22 protein-coding genes are annotated in these 22900 nt (G+C 72.1%); 6 read left to right on the top strand and 16 right to left on the bottom strand.

Features of this window, described 5'->3' with window-relative positions; translation table 11 throughout:
- Positions 1–3: 3 nt before the first annotated feature.
- The 5 genes from G3576_RS11080 to G3576_RS11060 are packed head-to-tail and all read right to left on the bottom strand — an operon-like array spanning position 4 to position 4805.
- The gene (locus G3576_RS11080) at positions 4–840 is read right to left on the bottom strand and encodes an ABC transporter permease (protein ID WP_164694435.1); all 837 of its coding nucleotides are present in this window, start codon (positions 838–840) and stop codon (positions 4–6) included.
- Positions 840–1937, bottom strand: coding sequence for an ABC transporter ATP-binding protein (locus G3576_RS11075; RefSeq protein ID WP_164694434.1), 1098 nt, complete (start codon positions 1935–1937; stop codon positions 840–842). Before G3576_RS11075 ends, G3576_RS11080 begins: the two co-directional genes overlap by 1 nt.
- Before the next feature lie 4 nt (positions 1938–1941).
- A complete protein-coding gene (locus G3576_RS11070) occupies positions 1942–2709 on the bottom strand; it encodes a class II aldolase/adducin family protein (RefSeq protein ID WP_164694433.1) in 768 nt (255 codons plus the stop codon).
- A gap of 1 nt (position 2710) precedes the next feature.
- Entirely contained in the window at positions 2711–3658 is a 948-nt protein-coding gene (locus G3576_RS11065) for a 2-hydroxyacid dehydrogenase (RefSeq protein ID WP_328728885.1), read from the bottom strand.
- A 37-nt stretch (positions 3659–3695) separates the two neighbouring features.
- Positions 3696–4805 carry an extracellular solute-binding protein gene (locus tag G3576_RS11060; protein ID WP_164694432.1) on the bottom strand — a complete coding sequence of 370 codons (1110 nt, stop codon included), beginning with the start codon at positions 4803–4805 and terminating at the stop codon, positions 3696–3698.
- Positions 4806–4911: 106 nt separating this feature from the next.
- On the opposite strand from G3576_RS11060, the gene G3576_RS11055 reads away from it, so the two are divergent.
- The gene (locus tag G3576_RS11055) at positions 4912–6234 is read left to right on the top strand and encodes an NAD(P)/FAD-dependent oxidoreductase (protein WP_164694431.1); all 1323 of its coding nucleotides are present in this window, start codon (positions 4912–4914) and stop codon (positions 6232–6234) included.
- Between the two features lie 35 nt (positions 6235–6269).
- Here the strand turns inward: G3576_RS11055 and G3576_RS11050 are convergent, their stop codons facing one another.
- Together G3576_RS11050 and G3576_RS11045 are read right to left on the bottom strand one after the other, a co-directional pair.
- Positions 6270–6629, bottom strand: coding sequence for a DUF6968 family protein (locus G3576_RS11050; protein WP_164694430.1), 360 nt, complete (start codon positions 6627–6629; stop codon positions 6270–6272).
- A gap of 249 nt (positions 6630–6878) precedes the next feature.
- On the bottom strand, positions 6879–7100 hold the full coding sequence (locus G3576_RS11045) for a DUF6968 family protein (RefSeq protein ID WP_164694429.1): 222 nt from the start codon (positions 7098–7100) through the stop codon (positions 6879–6881).
- Positions 7101–7115: 15 nt separating this feature from the next.
- On the opposite strand from G3576_RS11045, the gene G3576_RS11040 reads away from it, so the two are divergent.
- The 3 genes from G3576_RS11040 to G3576_RS11030 all read left to right on the top strand — a co-directional run bounded on the left by G3576_RS11040 (position 7116) and on the right by G3576_RS11030 (position 10665).
- Positions 7116–8732 carry an amidohydrolase gene (locus G3576_RS11040; protein ID WP_164694428.1) on the top strand — a complete coding sequence of 539 codons (1617 nt, stop codon included), beginning with the start codon at positions 7116–7118 and terminating at the stop codon, positions 8730–8732.
- On the top strand, positions 8729–9598 hold the full coding sequence (locus G3576_RS11035; protein ID WP_164694427.1) for a DMT family transporter: 870 nt from the start codon (positions 8729–8731) through the stop codon (positions 9596–9598). The genes G3576_RS11040 and G3576_RS11035 overlap by 4 nt, the downstream gene beginning before the upstream one ends.
- A gap of 98 nt (positions 9599–9696) precedes the next feature.
- Positions 9697–10665 (top strand): Bug family tripartite tricarboxylate transporter substrate binding protein, encoded by a 969-nt coding sequence (locus G3576_RS11030; protein ID WP_164694426.1) that lies wholly within the window; start codon positions 9697–9699, stop codon positions 10663–10665.
- On the opposite strand, the gene G3576_RS11025 is transcribed toward G3576_RS11030, so the two are convergent.
- The 3 genes from G3576_RS11025 to G3576_RS11015 are packed head-to-tail and all read right to left on the bottom strand — an operon-like array spanning position 10646 to position 12164.
- Positions 10646–11098 (bottom strand): acyl-CoA thioesterase, encoded by a 453-nt coding sequence (locus G3576_RS11025; RefSeq protein WP_164694425.1) that lies wholly within the window; start codon positions 11096–11098, stop codon positions 10646–10648. The genes G3576_RS11030 and G3576_RS11025 overlap by 20 nt on opposite strands.
- A complete protein-coding gene (locus G3576_RS11020; RefSeq protein WP_164694424.1) occupies positions 11095–11454 on the bottom strand; it encodes a hypothetical protein in 360 nt (119 codons plus the stop codon). Before G3576_RS11020 ends, G3576_RS11025 begins: the two co-directional genes overlap by 4 nt.
- A 2-nt stretch (positions 11455–11456) precedes the next feature.
- Complete coding sequence (locus G3576_RS11015; RefSeq protein ID WP_164694423.1) at positions 11457–12164, bottom strand: RraA family protein; 708 nt, start codon at positions 12162–12164, stop codon at positions 11457–11459.
- Between the two features lie 207 nt (positions 12165–12371).
- Between G3576_RS11015 and G3576_RS11010 the strand changes: the two genes are divergently transcribed.
- Together G3576_RS11010 and G3576_RS11005 are read left to right on the top strand one after the other, a co-directional pair.
- Positions 12372–14018 carry a methyl-accepting chemotaxis protein gene (locus G3576_RS11010; protein WP_164694422.1) on the top strand — a complete coding sequence of 549 codons (1647 nt, stop codon included), beginning with the start codon at positions 12372–12374 and terminating at the stop codon, positions 14016–14018.
- A complete protein-coding gene (locus G3576_RS11005; protein ID WP_164694421.1) occupies positions 14015–15193 on the top strand; it encodes a PP2C family protein-serine/threonine phosphatase in 1179 nt (392 codons plus the stop codon). Before G3576_RS11010 ends, G3576_RS11005 begins: the two co-directional genes overlap by 4 nt.
- A gap of 73 nt (positions 15194–15266) precedes the next feature.
- Here G3576_RS11005 and G3576_RS11000 read toward each other — a convergent pair whose 3' ends face one another.
- The 6 genes from G3576_RS11000 to G3576_RS10975 all read right to left on the bottom strand — a co-directional run bounded on the left by G3576_RS11000 (position 15267) and on the right by G3576_RS10975 (position 22899).
- Positions 15267–15833, bottom strand: a complete 567-nt coding sequence (locus tag G3576_RS11000; protein WP_164694420.1) for a fasciclin domain-containing protein — start codon at positions 15831–15833, stop codon at positions 15267–15269.
- Between the two features lie 135 nt (positions 15834–15968).
- Positions 15969–18596 carry an ATP-binding protein gene (locus tag G3576_RS10995; RefSeq protein WP_164694419.1) on the bottom strand — a complete coding sequence of 876 codons (2628 nt, stop codon included), beginning with the start codon at positions 18594–18596 and terminating at the stop codon, positions 15969–15971.
- On the bottom strand, positions 18593–19909 hold the full coding sequence (locus tag G3576_RS10990) for a response regulator (protein ID WP_164694418.1): 1317 nt from the start codon (positions 19907–19909) through the stop codon (positions 18593–18595). Before G3576_RS10990 ends, G3576_RS10995 begins: the two co-directional genes overlap by 4 nt.
- Positions 19906–20946: a chemotaxis protein CheB gene (locus G3576_RS32290; protein ID WP_164694417.1), complete on the bottom strand. Its 1041-nt coding sequence runs from the start codon at positions 20944–20946 to the stop codon at positions 19906–19908. Before G3576_RS32290 ends, G3576_RS10990 begins: the two co-directional genes overlap by 4 nt.
- Entirely contained in the window at positions 20943–22106 is a 1164-nt protein-coding gene (locus tag G3576_RS10980; protein WP_164694416.1) for a chemotaxis protein CheW, read from the bottom strand. Before G3576_RS10980 ends, G3576_RS32290 begins: the two co-directional genes overlap by 4 nt.
- Complete coding sequence (locus G3576_RS10975; protein ID WP_164694415.1) at positions 22099–22899, bottom strand: CheR family methyltransferase; 801 nt, start codon at positions 22897–22899, stop codon at positions 22099–22101. Before G3576_RS10975 ends, G3576_RS10980 begins: the two co-directional genes overlap by 8 nt.
- Between the last annotated feature and the right edge of the window lies 1 nt (position 22900).

Here is a 22900-nt window from a genome sequence, read left to right as displayed (position 1 = left end):
CGCTCAGGCCCCCGTGCCGAAGACGCGCTTCAGATCGACGACGCGGGAAAACACCGCGAGCGTCGCCAGGATGGCCACGACCAGCACCGTCGCCATCATGGTGCCGAGGCCCCAGCGGATGAGGTCGAGGATCTGCAGCCCGATCCACTCCGCCACCATCAGCGTCTTGCCGCCGCCGAGGATGGCCGGCGTGATGTAGAAGCCGAGCGAGAAGATGAAGACCAGCACGCCGGCCGCGATCAGGCCCGGCAGGGACAGCGGCAGGAAGATGCGGCGGAAGATGGTAAAGCGGGGCGCGCCGAGACCGCGGGCGGCGGCGAGGAGGCGCGGGTCGATCTCCCGCATCGAAGCCAGCAGCGGCAGCACGGCGTAGGGCACCATGTAATGGACCATGCCGACGATGATGCCGAATTCGTTCCAGACGAGTTGCAACGGCTCCGTGATCAGCCCCGTTTCCATCAGCGCGTTGTTCACCAGCCCCTGGCGGCGCAGCAGCGTCACCCAGGCGAAGGCGCGGACCAGCACGCTGATCCAGAGCGGCACGAGCACCGCCAGGATCCACCAGCGCCGCGCGGCCTCATTCGCCAGCGCGATGCGGTAGGCCAGCACATAGCCCAGCAGCAGCGCGAGGGCGGTGGTGATGGTGCAGATGCGCAGCGTCGTGACGATCACGCGCTGCACGCTTTCGCTGGTGAAGAGGCGTTCGTAGTTGCCGAGGCCGGGAGAGGGTTCGGTGAAGGAGATCGCCAGCACCTGCGCGATCGGGGCGATGTAGAAGGCCGTCATCAGCAGGAAGGCGGGCAGGATCAGCAGCCACCAGCCCGCATCCTGCCGGCGCATCAGGCGACGTCCTCGACAACCGGGACGCTTGCGGTCGAACTCCATCCCAGGCGCACAGGCAGCCCCTCGCCAGGCGCGATCGGTGCCTGCCAGGTCGGCAGCGCGACGCGCAGCGCGCCGAGATCGGGCGTCTCCACCACCAGCGTGTAGCCGGCGCCGAGATAGGACCAGGCGGCGATGCGGCCCGTGACGACGTTGTCGGCGGCGTCATCCTCGTTCAGCAGCGCGATCTTCTCCGGCCGCAGGCTTAGCAGAACAGGGCTGCCATGGGCGGGACGACGGTTCTCCGCGACCGACTGCACGATCCGCGTCGTGCCCGCGCCGATCACGAAGCCTTCCGGCACGCTTTCCTGCACCGTGCCGTGCAGGAAGTTGGACTTGCCGAGGAAGTCGGCGACGAAGCGCGTCCGCGGATGTTCGTAGAGATGCGCGGGCGGCCCTTCCTGCACCAGCTTGCCGTGGTTCAGGATGGCGACGCGGTCGGAGAGGGACAGCGCCTCCTCCTGGTCATGCGTCACATTGACGAAGGTGCGGCCGACGCGGCGATGCAGGGCCTTCAGCTCCTCCTGCAGCTCCGCGCGCAGCTTCTTGTCGAGGGCGCTGAGCGGTTCGTCGAGCAGCAGCAGGGCAGGATCGAAGACCAGGGCGCGCGCCAGCGCCACGCGCTGCTGCTGGCCGCCGGAGAGCTGGCGCGGCAGGCGATCCGCGAAGCGGCCGAGCTGCACCAGGTCCAGCGCCGCCTTCACCTTCGCCTCCCGCTCCGCCGCGCCGAGCTTGCGGACGCGAAGCGGGAAGGCGACGTTTTCCGCCACCGTCATGTGCGGGAACAGCGCGTAGCCCTGGAAGACCATGCCGAAGTCGCGGCGTTCCGGCGGCAGCGGCGTGATGTCGGCGCCATCCAGCAGCACGGCGCCTTCCGTCGGCGCCACGAAGCCCGCGATGCACATCAGGATCGTCGTCTTGCCGCTGCCCGAGGGGCCAAGCAGCGTCAGGAACTCGCCCCGCTCCACCTTGAGCGAAACGGAATCGACGGCGGTGAAGCTGCCGTATCGCTTGGTCAGCCCGCGCAGCGCGAGGGCATGGCCCGTTCCCGACATGCGCCTAGTCCCTGTAGCCCGGCTGTTCGCGATCGAGTTTCCGACGCAATGCCTGCCAGGGCAACCAGCCCTTGGTGGGACCGGTGTCGAAAAGCCGCTGCGTGCGCGCCACGGCCTCCGCCGGCGCCACGGCGAGGGGCGCGCCGCTGGACTGCGCGGCCAGCTGGATGCGGCAGGACTGCTCCAGGTAGTACATCCAGTAGAAGGCCTCCGCGACCGTGCGGCCGACGGTCAGCAGCCCGTGATGCCGCAGGATCATCGCAGGCTTGTCGCCGAGGTCGTGGACCAGGCGCTCGCGCTCCGACATGTTCTCCTCGGTCGCGACGCCCTCGTAGTCATGCAGCGCGACGCGGCCGATGAACTCCATCATCATCTGGTTCAGCGGCAGCAGCGTGTCGCGCTGCGCGGCGACGGCCATGCCGGCCAGGGTGTGCGTGTGCATGACGCAATTGGCGTCGTCGCGGCCGAGATGGACGGCGGAATGGATGACGAAGCCCGCCGGGTTCACGGGCCAGCTGGTCTGCTGCCGCGGCTCGCCCTCCGCATCCACCAGCACGAGGCTGGAGGCCGTCACTTCCTCGAACAGCAGGCCATAGGGGTTGACCAGAAAACGATGCCCCTCCCCCGGCACGCGGACGGAAAGATGCGTGAAGACGAGGTCGGTCATGCCGAACAGCGCAACGAGCCGATAGGCGGCGGCCAGGTCCTCCCGCAACTCCCGCTCGGTCGGCACATGATCGGGATCGGGCCGGATGGGCGGTGGCGGCAGCATGTCAGTAGCCCCGATCGTGGTCGTAGAGGTTCCGCAAGGGCTCGCCCCGTTCGTGCGCCGCAATGGCGCGGGCGACGTGTTCCGCCCTTTCGCGCCGCGTCGGCAGGCTGGCGATGTGGGGCGTCACGATCGCCTTGGGATGCGTCCAGATCGGACTCTCCGGCGGCAGCGGCTCCGTCTCGAACACGTCGAGCACCGCGCCGGACAATTGCCCGGAATCGAGCGCCGCGATCACGTCATCGATCTTCTGGTGCGCGCCGCGGCCGACATTCACGAGCCCGGCGCCCTTCGGCAGCTTTGCGAAGAGCGGCGCGGACAGGATGCCGTTGGTCTCGGCGGTCGAGGGCAGCAGGCAGACCAGCATCTGGCTGCGCGCCAGGAAATCATCGCGCGCCTCCGCGCCCACGAAGCCCTCCACCCCAGGGATCGCCTTCGGCGTGCGCGACCAGCCGATGACGGGGAAGCCCAGGCCGCGCAGCATCGTCGCGGCCTGCGCGCCCATATGGCCGAGGCCCATGACGCCGACGGTCGTCTGCGTCGCCAGGCCCTCGCCATCGAAATAGGTGAAGTCCCGCGCCTGCTGTTGCAGCGCGATCCGCCGCGCGCCGCGCAGCAGGGACAGGACGGACCAGCAGACGAACTCTCCCATCCGCTGCGCGGCACCCTCCGTCGCCATGCGCATCAGCGGCACGTGCTTCGGCAGGTCCGGGTCGCGAGTGATGAAATCCACGCCCGCGCCGGCGCCGAAGATCACGCGCAGCGCCGGGAAGCGCGCGATCCGGCCGGGCTCCGGGTCCCAGACGAGGACATAGGCGACATCCTCCGGCGCCACGGCGGGATCATCCCACCACCGCACCTCGACCTGCGGCGCGCAGGCGGCGAAATGGGCCTGCCATTCCGCCACCGCCGCCTCGCCGCCGGACTTCACCAGGAGGATGGGTTTCGCCACGCGGCGCCTCGCTTGCTGCAACGCAGCGAGAGTGCCTTCAGCCCGTCACCATGTCGATATAGTCGGCATTGGCCTGGGCATAGACCCCGCCCCACCAGGTGCCGTTCTGTGCGACCTGCACGCGGGCATTGGCGGGGTCGGTCGGGTTGAAGCGCTTGAACTCCTCCGGCACCAGCGCGGAGGCGCGCGGGTTGGTCGCGCCGTTGCCGAGGAACTTCAGCAGCTCCACCTGCTGCTCCGGGTTGGACAGCATGGAGGCCATGAGGCGCTGCACCATCTCGCCGCCCGGATTGCCGCGGGGGCTGACGAAGATGCCGGGCTGCAGGATGCCCTGGTTCCAGATGTGCTTGAAGCGGCCGTTGCTTTCCTGCTCCAGCACCTTGGCGCGGGTATGCCAGATCTGGCCCATCACCGCCTCGCCCGTGCGGATGAACTGCTCCGATTCGGAGCCGCTGGTCCAGAAGACGCAGTTGCGGCGGATCTCCCGCACCTTGGCGATGCAGGCGCGGATGTCGAGCGGGTAGAGGTTCGCGGGATCCTTCCCCAGCGCCATCTGCGCGGCATCCAGCGCGCCGGCGGCATCGCGCCGCAGCAGCCGCGTGCCGGGGAAGCGCCGCAGGTCCCAGAAATCCGCCCAGCTCGTCGGCCCGCCATTCGGGAACTTCGTGCTGTCATAGACCAGCACGTTGCTGAAGGAATAGGGCGCCGCGCCGTGGTCCAGCGCGAAGGTCGGGCCGATGACGTTGTTGCGGTCTACGACGTTGTAGTCGATGCGGTTCAGCAGGTTCAGCCCGCCAAGCAGCGTGGCGGAGGTGGCCGAGCTGTCGCAGAGGTCCCAGGTGACGCGCCCGCTTTCCACCATGGACCGGATGCGGCCGGCGGAGGGGCCCGTGCTGTCCTGCACGACGCGCCAGCCCGGATTCGCGGCGGCGAAGGGCTCGCCATAGAAGCGGCCGAAGCCGTCATTGGCGATGCCGCCCCAGTTCACCATCACCAGGTTGCGCGCGGCCTGGGCCTGGGCTTCGCCCCCCAGCATCGGCGCGGCGCCGAGGGCGGCCAGGCCCGCCAGCAGCGTGCGGCGGCTGACCTCCCCCCGGTTGAACTTGCGCCAGGCCAGCTCGATGCAATCCTGCTGGAACGTCTGCATGCCCTTCGACCCTTTTGCCAGGAAGCCCCCGGGGTCCCCTTGATCCGGACGGCGTCCGGCGGGAACCTCATGGATGCAAGTCAACAGCGGGATGCGCGCGCGGGCAATGACCGATCTTCACTCCATCGCCGCCCCGGGCTTCAAGGCCCGCCCCTGGTGGTGGGAAGCGGCCGAGCCGCCCGACCGCGACAACGCCCTGCCCGGCCACACGCCGATCGCCATCATCGGTGGCGGCTATGCCGGCCTGTCCGCCGCGCTGACGCTGCGGCGCCTGGGGCATAAGGTCACGGTCATCGATGCCGAGCGCATCGGCTGGGGCGCCTCCTCCCGCAATGGCGGCATGGTCTCCGGTGGGCTGAAGGTCGCCTCCACCGGGCTTGCCGCCAAATACGGGGAGGAGAAGGGGCGCGCCATCGCCGCTGCTGCCGCGGCGTCCTTCCCCTTCATCGAGGAGACGATCGCGCGGGAGGGGATCGACTGCGATTATGTGCGCTGCGGCCGCTACACCGGCGCCTGGTCCCGTGCGCACTACAAGGCCATGGAGGCGCGCGCCGACTGGATCGCGGAGGTGACGGGCCTGCCGACGGAGATGGTGCCGAAGTCCCGGCAGCGTGAGTTCGTCGGCAGCGATCACTACGAGGGCGGCATGGCCGCCGCCGCCACCGGCAGCCTGCATCCCGGGAAATACGCGCGCGGCCTGGCGGAGGCGGCGGAGAAGGCTGGCGCGCGGTTGGTCGATGGCGTGCGCGTCACCGGCGTGACGCGAGGCGGCAGCTTCTTCCGCGTGGCGACGGACAAGGGCGAGCTTCGCGCCGATGCCGTGCTGGTCACGACCAACGGGTATACGAAGGATGCGCGCGGCACCGCTTTGCCCTGGCTGGCGAAGCGCCTCATCCCGCTCAATTCCTACATCATCGCGACGGAGGAACTGCCGCCGGAGACGATGGACCGCCTCTTCCCGGGCCGCCGCATGATCAGCGACAGCAAGCGCGTGCTGAACTATTTCCGGCCCTCGCCGGACGGGAAGCGCGTGCTGTGGGGCGGGCGCGCGAGCTTCCGCGCCGCGACGGCGGAACAGGCGGCGCCGGCGCTCTACGACACGATGCTGCAGACCTTCCCGGACCTGGCGGGCGTGAAGATCACGCATGCCTGGACCGGCTATGTCGCCTTCACCTTCGACCTGCTGCCGCATATCGGCGTGCAGGATGGCATGCATTATGCCGCGGGCTGCCAGGGGAGTGGCGTCGCCATGGCGACGTGGCTCGGCCACAATGTCGCGTTGAAGCTGGCGGGCGCGGCGAATGCGCCCTTCGCGCTGGATGGCCTGCCCTTCCCGACCCAGCCGACCTACACGGGCACGCCCTGGTTCCTGCCGATCGTCGGCAACTACTACAAGGTGCGGGACCACATCGATCGGCTGGTGGGGTAGGGGAATTTACCTACCCCTTCCGGCGGTAGCATTCGCTACTTGGACTGACTCTGCTGCGCGAGGCGGATGACCTCCGCCCTTCCAGGATCGGCGTCGCCGGGCGGGAAGCCGAAATGCTTCGACTGGCCGTCCCAGGAGAGGCGGCCAGTGAGGTTCTCCTCCGACAACTCGGCTTCGACGCCAAGAATGTAGATGGCGTGCAGCAGGGCCTGCATCCCGTCGATGCCGCACTGACTGCCGCTGTGCCGAGTGAGCGGGCCCTCAATGACATAGCGGCACCGCCAATAGGCGCCGTCGTCCTCAGGCATTGGCTTGAAGACACGGAGGTGGAAGCAGGGCACGCCATCGACCTCCAGCGTGCGTGTCGCGAAGACATCGTCGGCCCGCTCGTCCACGCTAAACTCCAGTCGCAAAAGGTCGCCGGCTGACCTGCCGCCAAGAACCATCGCGACTGCCGCACCGATCTGCTTGAATCATGCTGGATCAAGGCCTTGCAGCCTTCGCATCTCGGCCTGTCCGGGATCGGCCGATAGCGGTGGGAAGCCGAAATGGGCCGATTGTCCTCGGAAGGTCAGCGGGCCAGCAAGATTCTCCTGCGATACTTCAGCTTCGGTACCAAGAGCGTAGATGACGTAGAGCAAAGCCTACATGGCGTCCAAGGCGCAGGCGCTCCCGACATGCCGGGTCATCGGCCCATCGATCATATAGCGACACCGCCAATAGGCGCCGTTATCCTCTGGCACCGGGCGATAGATGCTCAGGTGAAAGCGCGGCTTGCCGTCCACGTCGAGCGTTCGCGTTGCGATGACATCATCGGGCTGCTCATCCATGCTCGATCCCGCGGGTAGGAAGGCGCGGGCAAGCATGCCACCATCCTCCCCATGATCGCACCCGATTTCGTCCTGCTGAACGCCCGCATCGCGACGATGGACGCGGCGGGCACCGAATGCGGCGCGCTTGCCGCCCTCCATGGCCGCATCGTCGCGCTCGGCGACAGCGCGGCGATCCGGGACCTCATCGGCCCCGGCACCAAGGTGCTGGATGCGGAGGGGCAGCGCGTGCTGCCGGGCATCGTGGACAGCCACGCCCATCCCGATGCCTATGCCATCCGGCTGCGCGCCTGGACCCTCGTCTCCCCGGACCGCGTGCGGACGCGGGACGAGCTGCTGGCGATGATCCGGCGGCGCTGCGAGGCCGTGGCGCCAGGCCGCTGGGCGGCCTTCTACCGGCTGAACGAACGCGCCTGCGGCGGCTATCCGACGCTGTCGGAGCTGGATGCCGCGAGCCTCGGAAGGCCGATCTTCATCCTGCGCACGGATGGGCATCTCGGCCTTGCCAACTCCGCCGCCTTCGCGGCCTGCGGCGTCACGGCCGAGACGCCCGACCCCGCCTTCGGCCGCTTCGACAAGCATGAGGGCCGCCTGACCGGCCTGGTGCGGGAAACGGCGGCGCATGTCTTCCTCAACGCCGTCCATGGCCAGGACAGCGAGGCCGACATCGCCGACGGGATGGAGATGGTGCAGGACCAGTGCCTCGCCGCGGGGATCACCTCGGTGGCCAATTCGCTGTGTCCCTCGAAGGCGATCAGCGCCTACCAGCGCATGCATCGCGACGGGCGCTGGCGGATACGAATGGGGATCATCGCCAGCGGGCGGGACGAACCGCTGATCCCCCACCTCATCGGCGCCGGCATCCGGTCCGGCTTCGGGGATGAATGGCTGCGCCTGGTCGGCGTGGAGTGGTGCCCGGATTGCTCGACCAGCGGCCGCACCGCCGCCTATTGGGACCCCTATCTTGGCACGCCCGTGCCCGGGGAGCCGGTGCCCAACACCGGCATGCTGCTCTACGAACAGGAGGACCTGACCCGGCGCGCCACCGCCGCCCACAAGGCCGGGCTGCAGGTGATGATCGAGGGCGTCGGCGATCGCGGCATCGACTTCGCGCTGGACGTGATGGAAGCCGCGCTCGCCGCCCATCCCATGGACGACCACCGGATGCGCGTCGAACACTGCTGCTACGTCACGCCGCCGATCCTGGCACGCCTGAAGCGCGGCGGCTTCGTGGACAGTTCGGCGACCGGCTTCATGGATGAACTCGGGGAAGCCTACGCCGCCAATCGCGGCCAGGAGGCGATGCGCTGGATGTGGCCGCATCGCAGCCTGATCGATGCCGGCGTCCCCGCCCCCGGGCACTCCGATTTCGCGGTCTGCCGCGTCTCCCCCTGGACGGCGCTCGCCGCCATGGTCAATCGCCGCACCACCGGCGGCACGGACCTCGATGCGCGGGAGGCGATCACCACGAGGGAGGCCGTGCATGCCTATACCTGGCTCGGCGCCTGGGCGCAGCGGGAGGAGCAGGAGAAGGGCTCGCTGGAGATCGGCAAGCTCGCCGACCTCATCGTGCTGGACCGGGACGTGCTGGATGGCGACCCGGCCGCGATCGCGGAGACGAAGGTCCGCGCCACCATCGTCGGCGGGGTCATCCGGCACCAGGCATGATGCCCGCCCGCGACGCGGTGCTGCTGGTGGCGCTCTGCGCCGCCTGGGGCTTCGCGCAGGTGACGATGAAGTGGGGCGGAGAAGGCATCTCGCCCCTCGTCCAGGCCGGGCTGCGATCGGCGCTCGCCATCCCCTTCATCCTGCTCTGGTGCCGGCTGCGCGGCGTCACGGTCTTCCGGCGGGACGGCACGCTGCCAGCCGGGCTGCTGGCGGGCCTGCTCTTCTCGGCGGAGTTCTGGGCCATCTTCCGGGCGCTGGAGCTGACGAGCGCGGCGCGCGTCGTGGTGCTGCTCTACACCGCGCCCTTCTTCGCCGTGATCGGCGCCCATTTCCTGGTGCCCGGGGATCGGCTGACGCGGCGCAAGCTGGCGGGGATCGTCATCGCCTTCGCCTCCGTCCCCGTGCTGTTCGCCGACCGGCTCGGCGCGCCCGGCGATGGCGCGCTGATGGGCGACCTCATCGGCCTCGCCTCCGGCCTCTTCTGGGCCGGCACGATGGTGACGATCAAGGCGAGCGGCCTGACGCGCATCGCCTCCGAACGCACGCTGCTCTACCAGCTCGCCGTCTCCTCCCTGCTCATCCCGCTGGGCTATGCGATCGGGGAGCGTGGGGTCTTCGACCCGACGGCGCGCGTGCTGGGCTCGCTGGCCTTCCAGGTGCTGGGCGTCGCGGTCGTCAGCTACCTCGCCTGGTTCTGGCTGGTGCGGCGCCACGCGGCCTCCGCCTTCGCACCTTTCCTGTTCCTGACCCCCGCCTTCGGCGTCGGCTGCGGCTGGCTGCTGCTGGGGGAGGCGGTGACGCCGGCGCTGCTGGCGTCCCTGCTGCTCGTTGGTGCGGGAATCTGGGTGATCAATCGCGGCGAGTGATGCCGGGATTCGCACCATTTGACACAAACGGAACGGTCGGCTGACATGTCCGGACAACTTCGCGGCCCGCGCCGCCTTTGCCCGGAGGATTTCCGCCGATGACGACCCCGGTTTCGCGCCGCGCGCTGCTGGGCGCCGCCGCCCTGCTGCCGCTGGCCGCCCCTGCCCTGGCCTTTCCGGACCAGCCCATCCGCATCGTCGTGCCCTGGAATGCCGGCGGTGCGACGGATGTGGTGACGCGCGCGCTGGCCACCGCGATGGCGCCGGTCATCGGCCAGCCCGTCGTCGTGGACAACCGCCCGGGCGCCAATGGCGCGGTCGGCGCGCAGTTCGTCGCGCAGGCACGGCCGGATGGCCACACGCTGTTCGTGGCCAGCGCGGAGACGCATGCGGTGAACCCGCTGGTCTATCAACGCCTGGCCTATGACCCGATGGCCGACTTCCTGCCCATCACGCTCTTCGCCGATGGCCCCTTCGCGCTGGTCGTGCGATCCGGCCTCGGCACCGACACGCTGGAGGCCTTCACCGCCCTCGCGCGCAGCCGGCCGGGTGCGCTGACCTATGCCTCCTGGGGTATCGGCTCCACCTCCCACCTCGCCGCCGCGCGGGTGATCGCGGCGGCCGGCCTCGACATGCTGCATGTGCCCTACACGGGCGCGGCGCCGGCCTATACCGCGCTGGTGGCGGCGCAGGTCGATTCGATGTTCATGAATGCGGGCCCCGCGGAATCGCTGGCGCGCGACGGGCGTGTGAAGGTGCTGGGCATCGGCTCCGCCACCCGCGTGCCGCTGCTGCCCAACGTCCCGACCTTGCGGGAACAGGGCATGCAGCTGGACGCCGCCAACTGGTTCGGCCTGGTCGGCCCGGCCCGGATGCCCGCCGCCGCCGCGACCCGCATCGCGGAAGCCAGCGCCGAGGCGCTGCGCAGCCCCGCGGCGCAGGAGGTCTTCCGCACCCAGGGCATCCTGCCCGTCACCGGCACGCCCGACCAGGCGCGCGCCTTCATCGCGGCGGACCGCGAGCGCTGGGCCGCCGTGATCCGCCCGCTCAACCTGCGGCTGGACTGACCCGCGTGAGGCGGAGGCGCTCCGGCGCCTCCGTCCCGCGCTTCTCGGCGAAGCGCGCCAGCGTCGTCTCCGGCCACAGGCCCGCGCGGCGCGTGGCGAGGTTGACGCAGAGGAACAGCACCTCGTTTTCCGCCGAGAGCCAGCCTTCCTCCGCGTGGTAGAGGCGATGCTTCACCAGCAGGCGGCGGTGGTCGTAGTCGGCCAGCACGCTTTCGCCTGCCAGCGGCATGCCGAGCGTCACCTCCCGCCGGTAGCCCTGCCAGGATTCGACGGCGAAGGTGCCGAAGCCCGCTTCCCGCAGTGGCGCGCCGAGCCCCCAGTCCGGCCAGACTAGGTCGGTCGCGAGGTCGAAGGCCACGAGGTAGTAGGCCAGGTTCATGTGGCCGTAGTGGTCCACCCATTCGGGGCGGACGTGGCAGATCGTCGGTCTCATCCACACTCCGGATAGGCCAGCCAGCCCAATTCGCGGCCCGCGGGGTCCGTGACCCGCCAGGCATCCACGCAGCGGCGTTCCAGCATGAAGGCGCGAAGCCCCTCGCCCGCCCGCGCCGCACCGGCGGGGGATCGGGATTCCACCGCCTCCGCCGCCACGCAATCCTGCCGCGCGCCGCCCTGCAGCCTCAGCCGCGCCTGCACGCGGGCGGAATCCAGCGCCCAGGCATCCAACACCATCGCGCCTGGCTGCCCTTCCAGGCAGGCCCGCAACGCGGGGGCGAGGCGGACCACCTCTGCCTCCCACCCCGGCGCCTGCGCCGCCGCCGGCAGCGCCACGATCAGCGCCGCCAGCATCCTCAATGGATCTCGTCCGCCTTGGACAGCGCCTCGGCCAGCTTCGCCGCGCTGAAATCGGGCGACTTGCAGAGGTCGAGGATCACCTTCTCCTTCCGCGCGCCCAGTTCGATCGCCGCCGGGATCAGCCGCACCACGTCATGCGGGATGACGACGGCGCCGTGGCGGTCGGCATGGATCACGTCCTCATGCGCCACATGCATCCCGTGCACCGTCACCTCCTGCCCATAGGCGACGAGGTGGACATAGGCGTGGGACGGATTCACCACGCCCGCCACCAGCTGGAAGCCAGGCGCCAGCATGTCGAGGTCGCGGATCGAGCCATTGGTCACGCAGCCCTGCGCGCCGAGGGCCTTGTGCACGGCCGTATGCACCTCGCCCCAGAAGGCGCCGACGCCGGGCGTGTCGTCCAGATCCTGCAGCACCACCACCGTCGGCAGGGAAGCGCGCTCCACATACTCGTACCAGCCGATGCGCAGCGCGCGGTCCTGGTCCTTCGGGCGGCCGGAAGGCTGGGCGGCGCGGATGGTGCCGGTGCGGGCCAGGCCACAGATCGGCGGCAGCTTCGGGTCGGCGCAGACCATGGGCCGCACGGTGAAGCCATGGCCGCGGCGGGCGGGCGCCACGAATTCCAGCGCGTTGCAGATGGTGGGCGTGTCCCACTGCCGAAGCGTCTCGAGGTCTTCCGCCGTGAAGGGATGCTCGGCCATGGCGTTTCCTTTGTTGCTGCCCCATTCGGGTGCGGGAGGATCGGCCGCCGTGGCCCGGCCGTCAAAGGGGGCATGGGGCAAGCTTGTTGCGGAACCCGGTGGCCTGTAGCTTCACGGCTGGTTGAGAGAGGCCACCCCGGACCCGCAGATGGCTGACCCGCGCCCCGTTCCCGCCGCGCCCGCCCGCACCAACCAGGCCGTGGCAGCATGACCAAGCCGGATGTCACGCTGCGCGGCGGCGGCGGCCGCGCGGATAGTGCTGGGCCCGGCACGCAGCCTGTCGGCAGCGGCGGGATGCGCGGCTGGCTCGGGCGCATCGGCGTTCGCGCTGGCCTGATCACCGTGCTGATGCTCATGGTCGTCGGCCTGCTCTCCGGCTCGGCCCTGGTGGTCGTCGCCCGCCAGCTCGCGATCATCGAGCAGTTCGGTGGTCGGGACCGCGAAGCCGATGCGGCGGTGGACGAACTCGCGCTGCACGTCGCCGATTTCTCCTCCGCCTTCGCCAGCGTCATCGCCGGCGTGCTGCAGCCCGGACCCACGGCCAACCGCATGGTCCGCAATGGCGAGCTCGTCGGCCAGTCCTTCAACGCCGTCACGCAGCTGCTCGGCCCCGACATCGACCCCATCGTCATGGGCGGCGGCGTGGACATGGCGCGGCGCCTGCCGGAATTCACCGAACAGGTCCGCGCCGCCTTCGCCGCCCGCCAGCGCGCGCAGTTCGCGCCGCTGCATGAGGAGTGGCTGGACTTCGCCAGCGCCTTCAACCGGGTGGCCACCGCCGCGCGGGCGGAGGTGAAGCGCCGCTCCGACGCCTCCCTCGCCGCGGCGCATGAGCTGGAAGCACAGGCGCGCACCATCGTCATGGGCGCCGGCGCCGTCGGGCTGGTGGGCTGCGCGCTGGTCTGGATGGTGCTGGTGCAGGGGCTCGCCCGGCCGCTCGGCAGGCTGGCGGGCGCCATGGTCAGCCTCTCCCGCGGCGCGGTGGAGACCAGCGTGCCCGGCGCCGACCGCACCGACCAGGTGGGCGACATGGCCCGCGCCGTGCTGGTGTTCCGGGACAACCTCGTCGCCGCCCGCAACCTGACGGAGACGGCGCTGGAGAATGCGCGCCGCACCGCCATCGCCACCACCCAGGCCTCCGACGCCATCGGCCAGGTCAGCGACGGCGCCATGACCCAGCTCGCGGAACTGCGGCAGGTCGAGGAAGCGCTTGGCCAGACGCAGGATGCGGTGCGGGAAGTCGGCCGCACCACGCAGGAAAGCAGCGACCGCGCCGATGAATCGAAGGCCCTGCTGGCCGAGAACCTGGTCAAGCTGCGCAGCCTGATCGAGCTGGTGGATGCGGTGGCGGAGGATACGGAGCGCGTGACGCGCATCGCCGGCACCATCGCCAAGATCGCGACTCAAACGAATATCCTGGCCATCAACGCGGCGATCGAGGCCGCGCGCGCCGGCGAACACGGCCGCGGCCTCGCGGTGGTGGCGGAGGAAGTCCGGGCGCTGGCCGCGAGCAGCGAGACGCTGGCGCAGGAGATCGCGGACGTCGTCCTCGTCGCCGGCCGGCGCACGCGGGAAGGCAGCGGCACCGCCGCCGCGGTGGGCGAGGCGATGGATGAGCTGGAGGCGATCGTAACGGAGAGCGCGCGCCTCGCCGGCGCCATCGCGGTGGCGATGGAGGAACAGCAGGCGACCGTCACCTCCATCACGGAACGCGTCAGCACGCTGTCGCGCATCGGCCAGTCCAATGCGACGGCGGCGGAGGAGATCACCGTGACGATGATCGACCTCTCCAAGCTCGCCTCGGAAACGCGGACGGTGGTCGAGGCGATGGCATCCGATCGGAACGGGGCATGAGCGCGCAGCAGGGCACGGATGGGGATGTCGAGATCCTCGTCGTCGACGACAGCAGCTTCAACCGCCTGGTGCTGAAGCGCCGGCTCGGCGAACTGGGCTACACGAAGGTCACGATGGCGGAGGATGGCGTGCAGGGCCTGGCCGCCCTGGAACGCCAGCGCTTCGACGTGGTGCTGCTGGACCTGGAGATGCCGAACCTCGATGGCATCGGCGTGCTGGAACAGCTGCACGCCGCCCGCGGCGCCGCGCCGCCCGTCATCGTCATCTCTGCGCTGACCGAGATGGAGAAGATCGTCCGCTGCATCGAACTGGGTGCGGAGGACTACCTGCCGAAGAGCTTCGACCCGCCGCTGCTGCGCGCGCGGCTCGGTGCGGTGCTGGAGAAGAAGCGGCTGCGGGAAGTCGCCGATGCAAGGCTGCAGGCGCTGGAAGCGGAACTGGAATCAGCCCGCGCCGCGCAACTCTCCCTCGTGCCGCGGGATTTTCTCGCGGCCGCGACGGGCGCGCTGTCGGTCCATGCGGCCATGGTGCCGGCGCGGCAGGTGGGCGGCGATCTCTATGACTGCCTGCGGCTGGATGCGAAGCACATGCTCTTCGCCGTGGCCGACGTCTCCGGCAAGGGCGCGCCTGCGGGGCTCACCATGGCGCGCACGCTCGGCCTGATCCGTGCCGCGGCGAAGCGCCTTTCCACCGATGGCGCGGCGCCGGATCCGGGCGAGATCCTCGCCATGGCGAATGACGACCTCTCGGCGGAGAACGAAAGCCAGACCTTCGTCACCGTCGTGCTCGGCGTCATCGATGGCACCACGGGGCTCGGGCGCGTCGCGGTGGCTGGGCACGACCTGCCGGTGGTGCTGGGCGGCGAGGCACCGCGCCTGCTCGGCCCGCTGCGCCGCCAGCCCGCGCTCGGCGTGATGGAGGGCATTCCCTACGCGTCGGACGCCTTTGCGCTGGCGCCGGGCGAGTCGCTGTTCTGCTATTCCGACGGGGTGTCGGAGGCGGAGGACAACCAGGGCGGCTTCTTCGGCCAGGCGCGGCTGATGGCGGCGCTGGCGGAGGCCGGGACCGATCCGCGGACAGTGGTGGAAGCGGTGTTGCGCGCGGTCGGCGCCTTCGCCGATGGGGCGCCGCAGGCGGATGACATCACCGCGCTGGCGCTGAGGCACGCGGGGTGAAGGCCTTCGGGGAAGGCTCTGCCTTCCCCGGACCCCATCCGCCAGGCCCGAGACGGGCCTGGACCGTCGTCAGTTAGGCGGCGACGAAGCCGTTCGTCACGTGGAAGACGCCGTCGCTGGCCAGCACGTTGCCGCGCGTCACCTCCGGTGCCGGACGACCGGCGGCGAGCGTCACGCCTTCCCGCGCCAGGCGCGCCGTGCGCTCGCCCGTCGCCGTCACGGTCAGGCGGGCGCGGTCCCAGGTCACGATGGTGTTGCGGCGCGCCGCGATGTCCGGGAAGCGCAGCAGGCCCCAGGCCGCATTGCCGAAGACCAGCGGCTGGATCAGCGCGCGCTGCGCCTCCGTCGGCTGCGCCGGCGGGTTGTCCAGCAGCGCCAGCGTCGCGGCCGGCAGGCTGTTCAGGCTGTCGTTGGTGGGGGCGAAGAGCGTCACCGCGCCGTTCTGCCGGCCTAGCCGCGACGTCGCGCCGCTGATGACCAGCGCATTCACGAAGCGGGTGTGCTCCGGCTTGCTGCGCAGCAGCGTCAGGATGTCGATCGAGCCATCCTCCGGCACGATCCGGGGGGCGGTCGGGGTCTGGCAGGCGGCGAGCAGCAGCGTCAGGCCGCCGGCGCCGAGCGCGTGGCGTCGCGAAATCACGGGCAGGTCCTTCCTGTCAGAATCCGGCGCGAAGCCTTGCGGCGCCGGGTGGATTGGGTGCGTGCCTCTACCCGCCCGGCGACGAAGCGTCCAGCAGGGGGAGGCAACCGGTTCGCAACCGATTCGCCGGGACCCTCAGCCCGTAACGGCCTCCGGCGCGAACCCGTCCGGTTCCAGCACGACAACGGGCTCCCCGTTGCCGAGCACGCCGACACCGCCGATGCCGGGCAGCGCCGCCAGCGCGGGGTGCAGCGGCCGCAGCAGCAGGTCCGTCCGTCGTTGCACGGCGCCGACCGAAAGCCCGAAGGACCGCCCGCCCGACTTCACGATGACGATGGCACCGCCGCCGCGCGATTCCGTGGCGGGCAGCCCGAGCACGGCGGCCAGCGACAGCACCTCGCAGCCCGGCGCCGCGCCGGCATCCAGCACCGCCTCCACCCGCGCCGCCGGCAGCGCATAGGGGTGGCCGCCCACCTCCACCAGCAGCACCGTCTGCACGGCGGCGGTCAGCGGCAGGCGAAGCGTGAAGCTGGTCCCCTGCCCCGCCGCGCTCGCGATCTCCACCGTGCCACCGGCGCGCCGGATCGCGTCCTGCACCACATCGAGCCCGACGCCGCGGCCGGAGGTCTCCGTGATGGTCTCGGCGGTGGAGAAGCCGGGGCGGAAGAGCAGCGCATGCACCTCCTCCTCGCTCATCCGTGCCGCCTGCTCCTCGCTCACGAGCCCACGCGCGATGGCGCGCGCCAGGACACGGCTGCGATCGATGCCGCGCCCATCCTCGCTGACCCGCACGCGCACCTGGCCGGTGCGGCGCGCGGCGGAAACGCGCAAGGTCGCGCGGCGCGGCTTGCCGGCGGCCTCCCGCTCCTCCGGTCCCTCGATCCCGTGGTCCACCGCATTGCGCGTGAGGTGAAGCAGCGGGTCGGCCAGCAGTTCGACCAGGCTGCGGTCGATGGTGACGTCCTCGCCCTCCATCACCAGCTCGACCTCCTTGGCGGAGGCCTGGGCGACGGCGCGCACCACCCGCGGCAGGCGGCCGAACAGCGTGCCGACGGGCACGACGCGCAACTCCATCACGGAATCATCCAGCCGCCGCATCCCGACGGCGAGGCGATTCTCCGCACGCTCCAGCGTTTCCTGCACCTGTCGCAGGCGGCCAACGGCCTGGCCCAGTTCCCGCGCCGCGCCGCCGGCCAGGCGCCGTTCCAGCGCGCCGAGACTGGCCAGCGCCTCCGTCATCCCGCCATCCGTCAGGGCTTCGGCCAGGGCAAGCGAGGCCGCGCGGACTTCCGCTTCCAGCGCGATGATCTGGTCGATCGTCTCCTGCCGCACGCGCAGTGTCACGGGTGCGGCGCGCATCGCCGGCTGCGCCTCGGCCATGCCGGCGCCGGCCTCGATCGGTGCCAGTTCCAGCACCACGACCCGGGCGGGATCGGCGGCGGTCACGGCGCGGGACAGCGCCTCGGCCTCCGCCGGGCCGGCCAGCAGCATGTCGAGATGGGACGGCTGCGCGTCCAGCACGGTGCGGCTGGTCAGCACCTCCGCCTCCGCCGCCAGCGCGGCGGCGACGGCGGCCTCGGCTTCCGCCGGCACGCCGGTCGCCATGCGCAGGCGATACAGCACCCGCCCGCCTTCCAGCGCCGCCAGCGCCCGGCGGCGGCCCTCCGCGCCCAGCAGCGGCGCGAAGGCGGCGGGGATACGCGCATCCGCCTGCTCCGGCCCGGGGCCCACTTCCTGTGCCAGCCGAAGCGCGGCAAGGCCGCCTTCCGCGGCGCTGCGCAGCCGGTCGGCGATGACGGGGCCCTGCGCCGCCAGCGTCGCCGCCGCATCCGGGTCGCTGGCACGATCCGCCAGGTCACCAAGTGACAGCAGGAGGTGTTCCAGCCCGTCCAGCCCGAAGGCTGCGGCGACCTCCGCCGCCTCCTGCGCCGCCTCCATCGCCGCGGTGGCGTCTCCACCCGCCGTCACGGCTTCCGCCTGCAACGCGAGCGCCGCCAGGCGCGGGCCGAGCGCCGCCGATTCGGTGCCGGGCGCGCCGGCCAGGCGATCGGCCCCGGCGGGTTCGCCGGCCTCGGCCTCCAGCAGCGCCAGCAGGCGCCGCAGTGCGCCGAGCGCCGCCAATGCCCCGGCACCGCCGGCCTGCGCCGCCAGCCGGTCGAAGCCGGCCCCGAGGCGGCCCAGACCCAGCATCCGCGCGGCATCGCCGAGATCGGCGGCCTCCCGAAGCGCCTCCGGACGCCGCTCCACCGCCAGCGCGGCCAGCAGCGGCGCCGCTTCCGCAGTGCGAGAGGCAAGGGCGCCGAGCAGCGCCGCCGCCGGGCCGGGCGATGGCGCCGGCGATGGTGCGGCGATGGCCGCTGCGGGGCGGGGCGCGGGCGGCGGTGCGTTGCCATCCGCAAGGGCGCCAAGTCGCGCCAGCAGGTCGGGCGGTGCCGGCACGTCCTTGTGCTGCTCGATCACCACCGCGCGCTGGCGGCGCAGCACGTCGACCGCGGCCAGCAGCGCATCCGCGACGCCGCCTTCCACCACCAGCTTGCCGTTGCGCGCCAGGCCGAGGATGTCTTCCGCCCGGTGCGCCACATTCTTCATGCCCGGCGCGCCGAGCGCATCCGACATGCCCTTCAGCGAATGGAAGGCCCGGAACAGCCGGTCCACCGCCGCGCGGTCCGCCGCCGACCCGCCGGCCAGGACACGTTCGATGGCGTCGAGATGTTCCTCCGACTCGCCGGCGAATTCCTGCCAGAGGCCCTCATCCTCGATCATCGAGAGAGCTCCACCGGCAGCCCCGCCGCGCGGCGGGCGGTGCGGATCAGCGCCTCCCCCTGCCGCTGCTTGAGGTCCGGGCTGAGCGCGCCGGAGGGCTTGCCGACGATGCCCGCGACACCGAGCCGCCGCGCCTCCACCGCCGTGGCGGAACCAGGCCGGGCGGCGGAGGAGACGATGACGACGGCGCCGATGCCCTCCAGCGCCCAGCGCCGCATGACGCCGATGCCGTCGAGTTCAGGCATCTCGATGTCCAGCATGGTCAGGTCGGGGCGGTGCTCCCGCATGGCGGCCAGGGCGCGGAGGCCGTCCGGCGCCTCTCCCACCACCTCGAAATCCGGGTCGGTCGCCAGCGTCTCCCGCACCAGGCGGCGCATCATGGCGCTGTCATCCACCACCAGGACCCGCCGCTTCGCCGCCACGGGCGCGGCGGGGGCGTAGGGCAGGTCATGGCCGGCGATGGCGATGGCGGCGGCATGCGCGGCCAGCGCCACCGCATCGAAGGGTGGCTCCGCCAGCATGGCGCGCAGCGAATCGAGCCCCAGCGCTTCCGCCATCGCGCGCAGCGAATCGGCGGCGCGCGCCGCCTCCGCCTCCTCCGTCGCGGCGGAAAGCCGCGCGCAGCCCGCCTGGAACTCCGGCGCGAAGGCGGCCAGCATCTCCGGGTCCAGCGCGGTAGGCCCGGGGGCGACGGAGGGCGCGGCCTCCGCCGGGGGCGGCAGATCCTCGCCGGCCGCGACGATGCGCGCGGCATGGGCGGAGAGCGTCGCCGCGAGCGTGCCGAGCCCGGCGGCATCGAAGGGATCGAGCAGCGGCAGGGCACGGTCCAGCAGCGCCTTCAGCGAGGCGAGCCCGGCCGCACCCGCCAGCGCCCGCAGCCCATCCAGCGCGCGGTTGGCACCGGCCTCGTCGGCCGCCGTGGCCAGCCTGGCGCAGGCTTCCTCGAATTCGGGCGCCAGCGCGTCCAGGATCTCCCGGTCCAGGCTTGGCGCCGCCGGGGTCGATGCCGCGGCGATGGGCGCTGGAGCCGCGACGGCGGGAGCCACGTCTGCCCCGGCTTCCCCCACCGCCCTGGCCTGGCGGGCCAGCGCCTCCGCCGCCTGGTGCAGGGCGGGCAGGTCCAGCGGGTCCAGCGCCAGGCCTGCATCCTCGACCATCCGCGACAGCGATGGCGCGCCGAGCGCCCCGGCCATGGCGCGCAGCTGGTCCAGCGCCCGCTGCGCCGCCGCCGCGTCCCGCACCATCGCCAGCCGCACCGCCTCGGCCTCGAATTCCGGCACGAAGGCGTCGAGCATCTCCCGGTCGAGCGTCATGTGACGCGCTCCTTCGCCAGCGCCTGGACGCGGCGGCCGAGCCCGGCCGGGTCCGCCGTCTCCACCGCCAGCCCGCCCTCGATCACCGCGCCCGGCATGCCGGCGACGACGCAGCTTGCGGGTGACTGGGCCAGCACGGGCATGCCCCTTTCCGTCATGGCGCGGGCGCCCTGCTCCCCATCCCGCCCCATCCCGGTGAGCACGACGCCCAGCGCGCGGCGCGCCACCAGCGCGGCGGATTGGAACAGCAGGTCCACGGAAGGATGCACCGCCATCGGTCCGGAGGCGAGTCGAAGCGTCAGCCCGCCCTCCCCACCCGCAGCCCGGCGCGCGAGGTGCCCATCCGTGCCGCCGGGCACCACCGTGACCTCGCCGGGAATCAGCACCTGCCCGGCGCGACCGACGCCGACCGGCACGCCGGACAGCCGCGCCAGATGCTGCGCCAGGTCGGGCGCCAGGTCCGCTGGCATGTGCTGCGCCACCACGCAGGGCACCGGCAGCCGCCCGGCCGCTGCCAGGAAGGCGGCCAGCGCATCCGGCCCGCCGGTGGAAGCCCCCACCACCACCACGTCGCAGCCACCTGCGGCCTTCACCACCCGGACCGGCCCCGCCGCCCGCGCCATGGGCCGCACCGCTGCGCGCTGGCCCGCCCAGTGGCGCAGGCGGGACCGCAATTCCCGGTCCAGCATGCCGAGATCGACGCCGCCGAGGTCGCCATCCTTGCAGACATAGTCGACCGCGCCGCGATCCAGCGCCGCCAGCGCCGTGGCGGATCCGTCCCGCGTGTGGTGGCTGACCATCAGCACCGCCGGCGGGTCGGGCAGCGCCATGACACGGCGCGTCGCCTCCAGCCCATCCAGCTTCGGCATCTCCACATCCATGGCGATGACGTCGGGGCGGAGCTTCGCGGCCTGTTCCACGCCCGCCTCCCCATCCGCGGCTTCGCCGACCACCTTCAGGTCGCCTTCGGCCTCGATGATCCGGCGCAGCGCCATGCGCATGAAGCCGCTGTCGTCCACCACCAGCACGCGGATCATCGCGCGGCGCCCAGGATGGAGGCGCGGCAGATCGGCAGCGGCGCGTCCTGGAACTCCGCGATGGCGGACACCAGGCCATCCCCGGCCACGGCGGCGATCAGCCGCTCGGGAATGCGCCGCAGCCCCGTGACGACGGACACCGCCAGCGCCACCGGCCGCGCGCCCGCCAGCCTCAACAGCGGTGCCTCCGCCCCCGGCGTGGCGAGCACGGCAGCCAGGCCCAGACGCTCGCCGGCATCCAGCACCGGCAGCACCTCCCCCCGATGGGCCGCGACGCCGCGGAAGGCGGCAAGCCGGCCATCGCTCTCCCCTCCGGCCGGCGCCGGGCTCGGCGCGATCGGCGGGATCACGGCCTGCACCTCCTCCACCGGCAGGGCGAAGGCCTGGCCGCCGGCGGCGCAGACCAGGAGGGCGCGCACGGGTTCCGGCACCGGCGGCGCCAGCACCTGGCCCATCGGCGCCGCCGCCAGCTCTGCCATCGCGGCATCGAGCCGGGCAACCAGCGTCGCCTCCCCCGGCCGCGCGGGCTCGATCCGATGGCAGGGCAGGCCGAGCCGCCGCCCGGCATGGCGGAACAGCACCAGCAGCCCCGGATCCGGCCCTTCCGCGAGCGGCGCATCACCCGCCCAGGCGGGGTCCAGCACCATCACCGGCGCGCCGGCCGCGACGGCGTAGCCCAGCGCCGCGGGACCCGCGCCGGGCGCCGGGCGCAGTTCCGGCAGCGGCACCACCCGTTCCAGCGCGGCGAAGGGCAGCACCAGGCGCAGCCCGCCGATCTCCGCCGCCATCGCCACCAGCCGGGCGCGGCCCGCACGCGCCGGCACGGCCCAGCCGGTGCCGGAAGCCGGTTCCGCCGCGGGCACGGGCCGGGCGGCCAGGCGCGGCGCCAGCAGCGGTACCGCCTCCGCCGGCGCCTCGGCCAGCAACGCCTCCCCGGCCATGACCAGGCGGCCGCCGGGGCCCTCCACCACCACCCAGGCCTCGCCACCCGGCTGGCCGGGGATCGGCGCCATCACCGGCAGGGCCTGCCCACCGATGACGGCGATGCCCAGCAGCCCAGCCCCGGCCAGCGGCGCCGGGCGCAGGCGCTGCGCCTCCACCGGCTGCGCGCCTGGCGGCAGCAGGAAGGCGCGGCCGCCGGCGAGCAGCGCCTCAGCCATCGGCGTCCACCCGGCGCCAGATGCCCACCAGTTCCCGAGACCACAGCCGGAGGCCGAGCCCCGGCGGCGGCGAATCGGTCGGACCCAGCAGCAGGGCACCGCCCGGGCGGAGCGCCGCCGCCAACTGCCGCAGCACCGAAAGCCGCCCCTCCGGCGTCATGTAGATCAGCACGTTGCGGCAGAGGATCGCATCCGCGCTGGCCTCCGGCAGCCCGCATTGAAGAAGGTTGGCGCGGCGGAAGCGCACCCCCGGCCGCAGCGCCGCCACCGGTTCGAACCAGCCATCGGCAATGTCGAGCAGCCCCCGGTCCTCTGCCCTCATCTCCCGCAGCGCATCCGGCGGGCCGAGCCGGTAGCGCGCGGCTTCCGCCGCCTCCAGCGCCGGGCGGCAGACATCGATGCCGAGCACCCGCCAGGGATGCCCGGCCCGCGCGCCGAGGATGGCGAGCGTCCAGGCTTCCTCCCCCGTGGCGCAACCTGCCGAGACGAAGGACAGCGGGCGCCCTGCCGCGCCCGCCACCAGATCGGGCAGCACGATCTGCCGGAACTGGTCGAGCTGGGCGGAAGCGCGGAACATCCGCGTCTCCTGCACCGTCACGGCATCCAGCAGCGCCGCCCAATCGGGATGATCGATCCCCGCGCGGTCCATGGGCAGGCGCGCGACCACCGATGCGGCGCGCACCAGGCGGTTCATCAGCACGTCGGAGGCGGCGAAGCCTGCCAGGGCCTCCAGCCGGTCCATCACGGCGCCGAAGGGCGGCGCGGCCAGGGCATGCGTGGCGGCGTCAGACACC

The sequence above is a fragment of the Falsiroseomonas algicola genome, from assembly GCF_011040385.1.
In the GTDB taxonomy this organism is placed as follows: Bacteria; Pseudomonadota; Alphaproteobacteria; order Acetobacterales; family Acetobacteraceae; genus Falsiroseomonas; species Falsiroseomonas algicola.
Note: the sequence above shows the minus strand (reverse complement) of the source record. Positions and strands in the feature narration are given on the sequence as shown.

Bases quoted from the DNA above. Each gene is read 5' to 3' on its own strand.
- G3576_RS11080 (WP_164694435.1), bottom strand. From the start codon at position 840: ATGCGCCGGCAGGATGCGGGCTGGTGGCTGCTGATCCTGCCCGCCTTC.
- G3576_RS11075 (WP_164694434.1), bottom strand. From the start codon at position 1,937: ATGTCGGGAACGGGCCATGCCCTCGCGCTGCGCGGGCTGACCAAGCGA.
- G3576_RS11070 (WP_164694433.1), bottom strand. From the start codon at position 2,709: ATGCTGCCGCCACCGCCCATCCGGCCCGATCCCGATCATGTGCCGACC.
- G3576_RS11060 (WP_164694432.1), bottom strand. From the start codon at position 4,805: ATGCAGACGTTCCAGCAGGATTGCATCGAGCTGGCCTGGCGCAAGTTC.
- G3576_RS11055 (WP_164694431.1), top strand. From the start codon at position 4,912: ATGACCGATCTTCACTCCATCGCCGCCCCGGGCTTCAAGGCCCGCCCC.
- G3576_RS11045 (WP_164694429.1), bottom strand. From the start codon at position 7,100: ATGCTTGCCCGCGCCTTCCTACCCGCGGGATCGAGCATGGATGAGCAG.
- G3576_RS11040 (WP_164694428.1), top strand. From the start codon at position 7,116: ATGATCGCACCCGATTTCGTCCTGCTGAACGCCCGCATCGCGACGATG.
- G3576_RS11035 (WP_164694427.1), top strand. From the start codon at position 8,729: ATGATGCCCGCCCGCGACGCGGTGCTGCTGGTGGCGCTCTGCGCCGCC.
- G3576_RS11030 (WP_164694426.1), top strand. From the start codon at position 9,697: ATGACGACCCCGGTTTCGCGCCGCGCGCTGCTGGGCGCCGCCGCCCTG.
- G3576_RS11025 (WP_164694425.1), bottom strand. From the start codon at position 11,098: ATGAGACCGACGATCTGCCACGTCCGCCCCGAATGGGTGGACCACTAC.
- G3576_RS11020 (WP_164694424.1), bottom strand. From the start codon at position 11,454: ATGCTGGCGGCGCTGATCGTGGCGCTGCCGGCGGCGGCGCAGGCGCCG.
- G3576_RS11015 (WP_164694423.1), bottom strand. From the start codon at position 12,164: ATGGCCGAGCATCCCTTCACGGCGGAAGACCTCGAGACGCTTCGGCAG.
- G3576_RS11010 (WP_164694422.1), top strand. From the start codon at position 12,372: ATGACCAAGCCGGATGTCACGCTGCGCGGCGGCGGCGGCCGCGCGGAT.
- G3576_RS11005 (WP_164694421.1), top strand. From the start codon at position 14,015: ATGAGCGCGCAGCAGGGCACGGATGGGGATGTCGAGATCCTCGTCGTC.
- G3576_RS10995 (WP_164694419.1), bottom strand. From the start codon at position 18,596: ATGATCGAGGATGAGGGCCTCTGGCAGGAATTCGCCGGCGAGTCGGAG.
- G3576_RS10990 (WP_164694418.1), bottom strand. From the start codon at position 19,909: ATGACGCTCGACCGGGAGATGCTCGACGCCTTCGTGCCGGAATTCGAG.
- G3576_RS32290 (WP_164694417.1), bottom strand. From the start codon at position 20,946: ATGATCCGCGTGCTGGTGGTGGACGACAGCGGCTTCATGCGCATGGCG.
- G3576_RS10980 (WP_164694416.1), bottom strand. From the start codon at position 22,106: ATGGCTGAGGCGCTGCTCGCCGGCGGCCGCGCCTTCCTGCTGCCGCCA.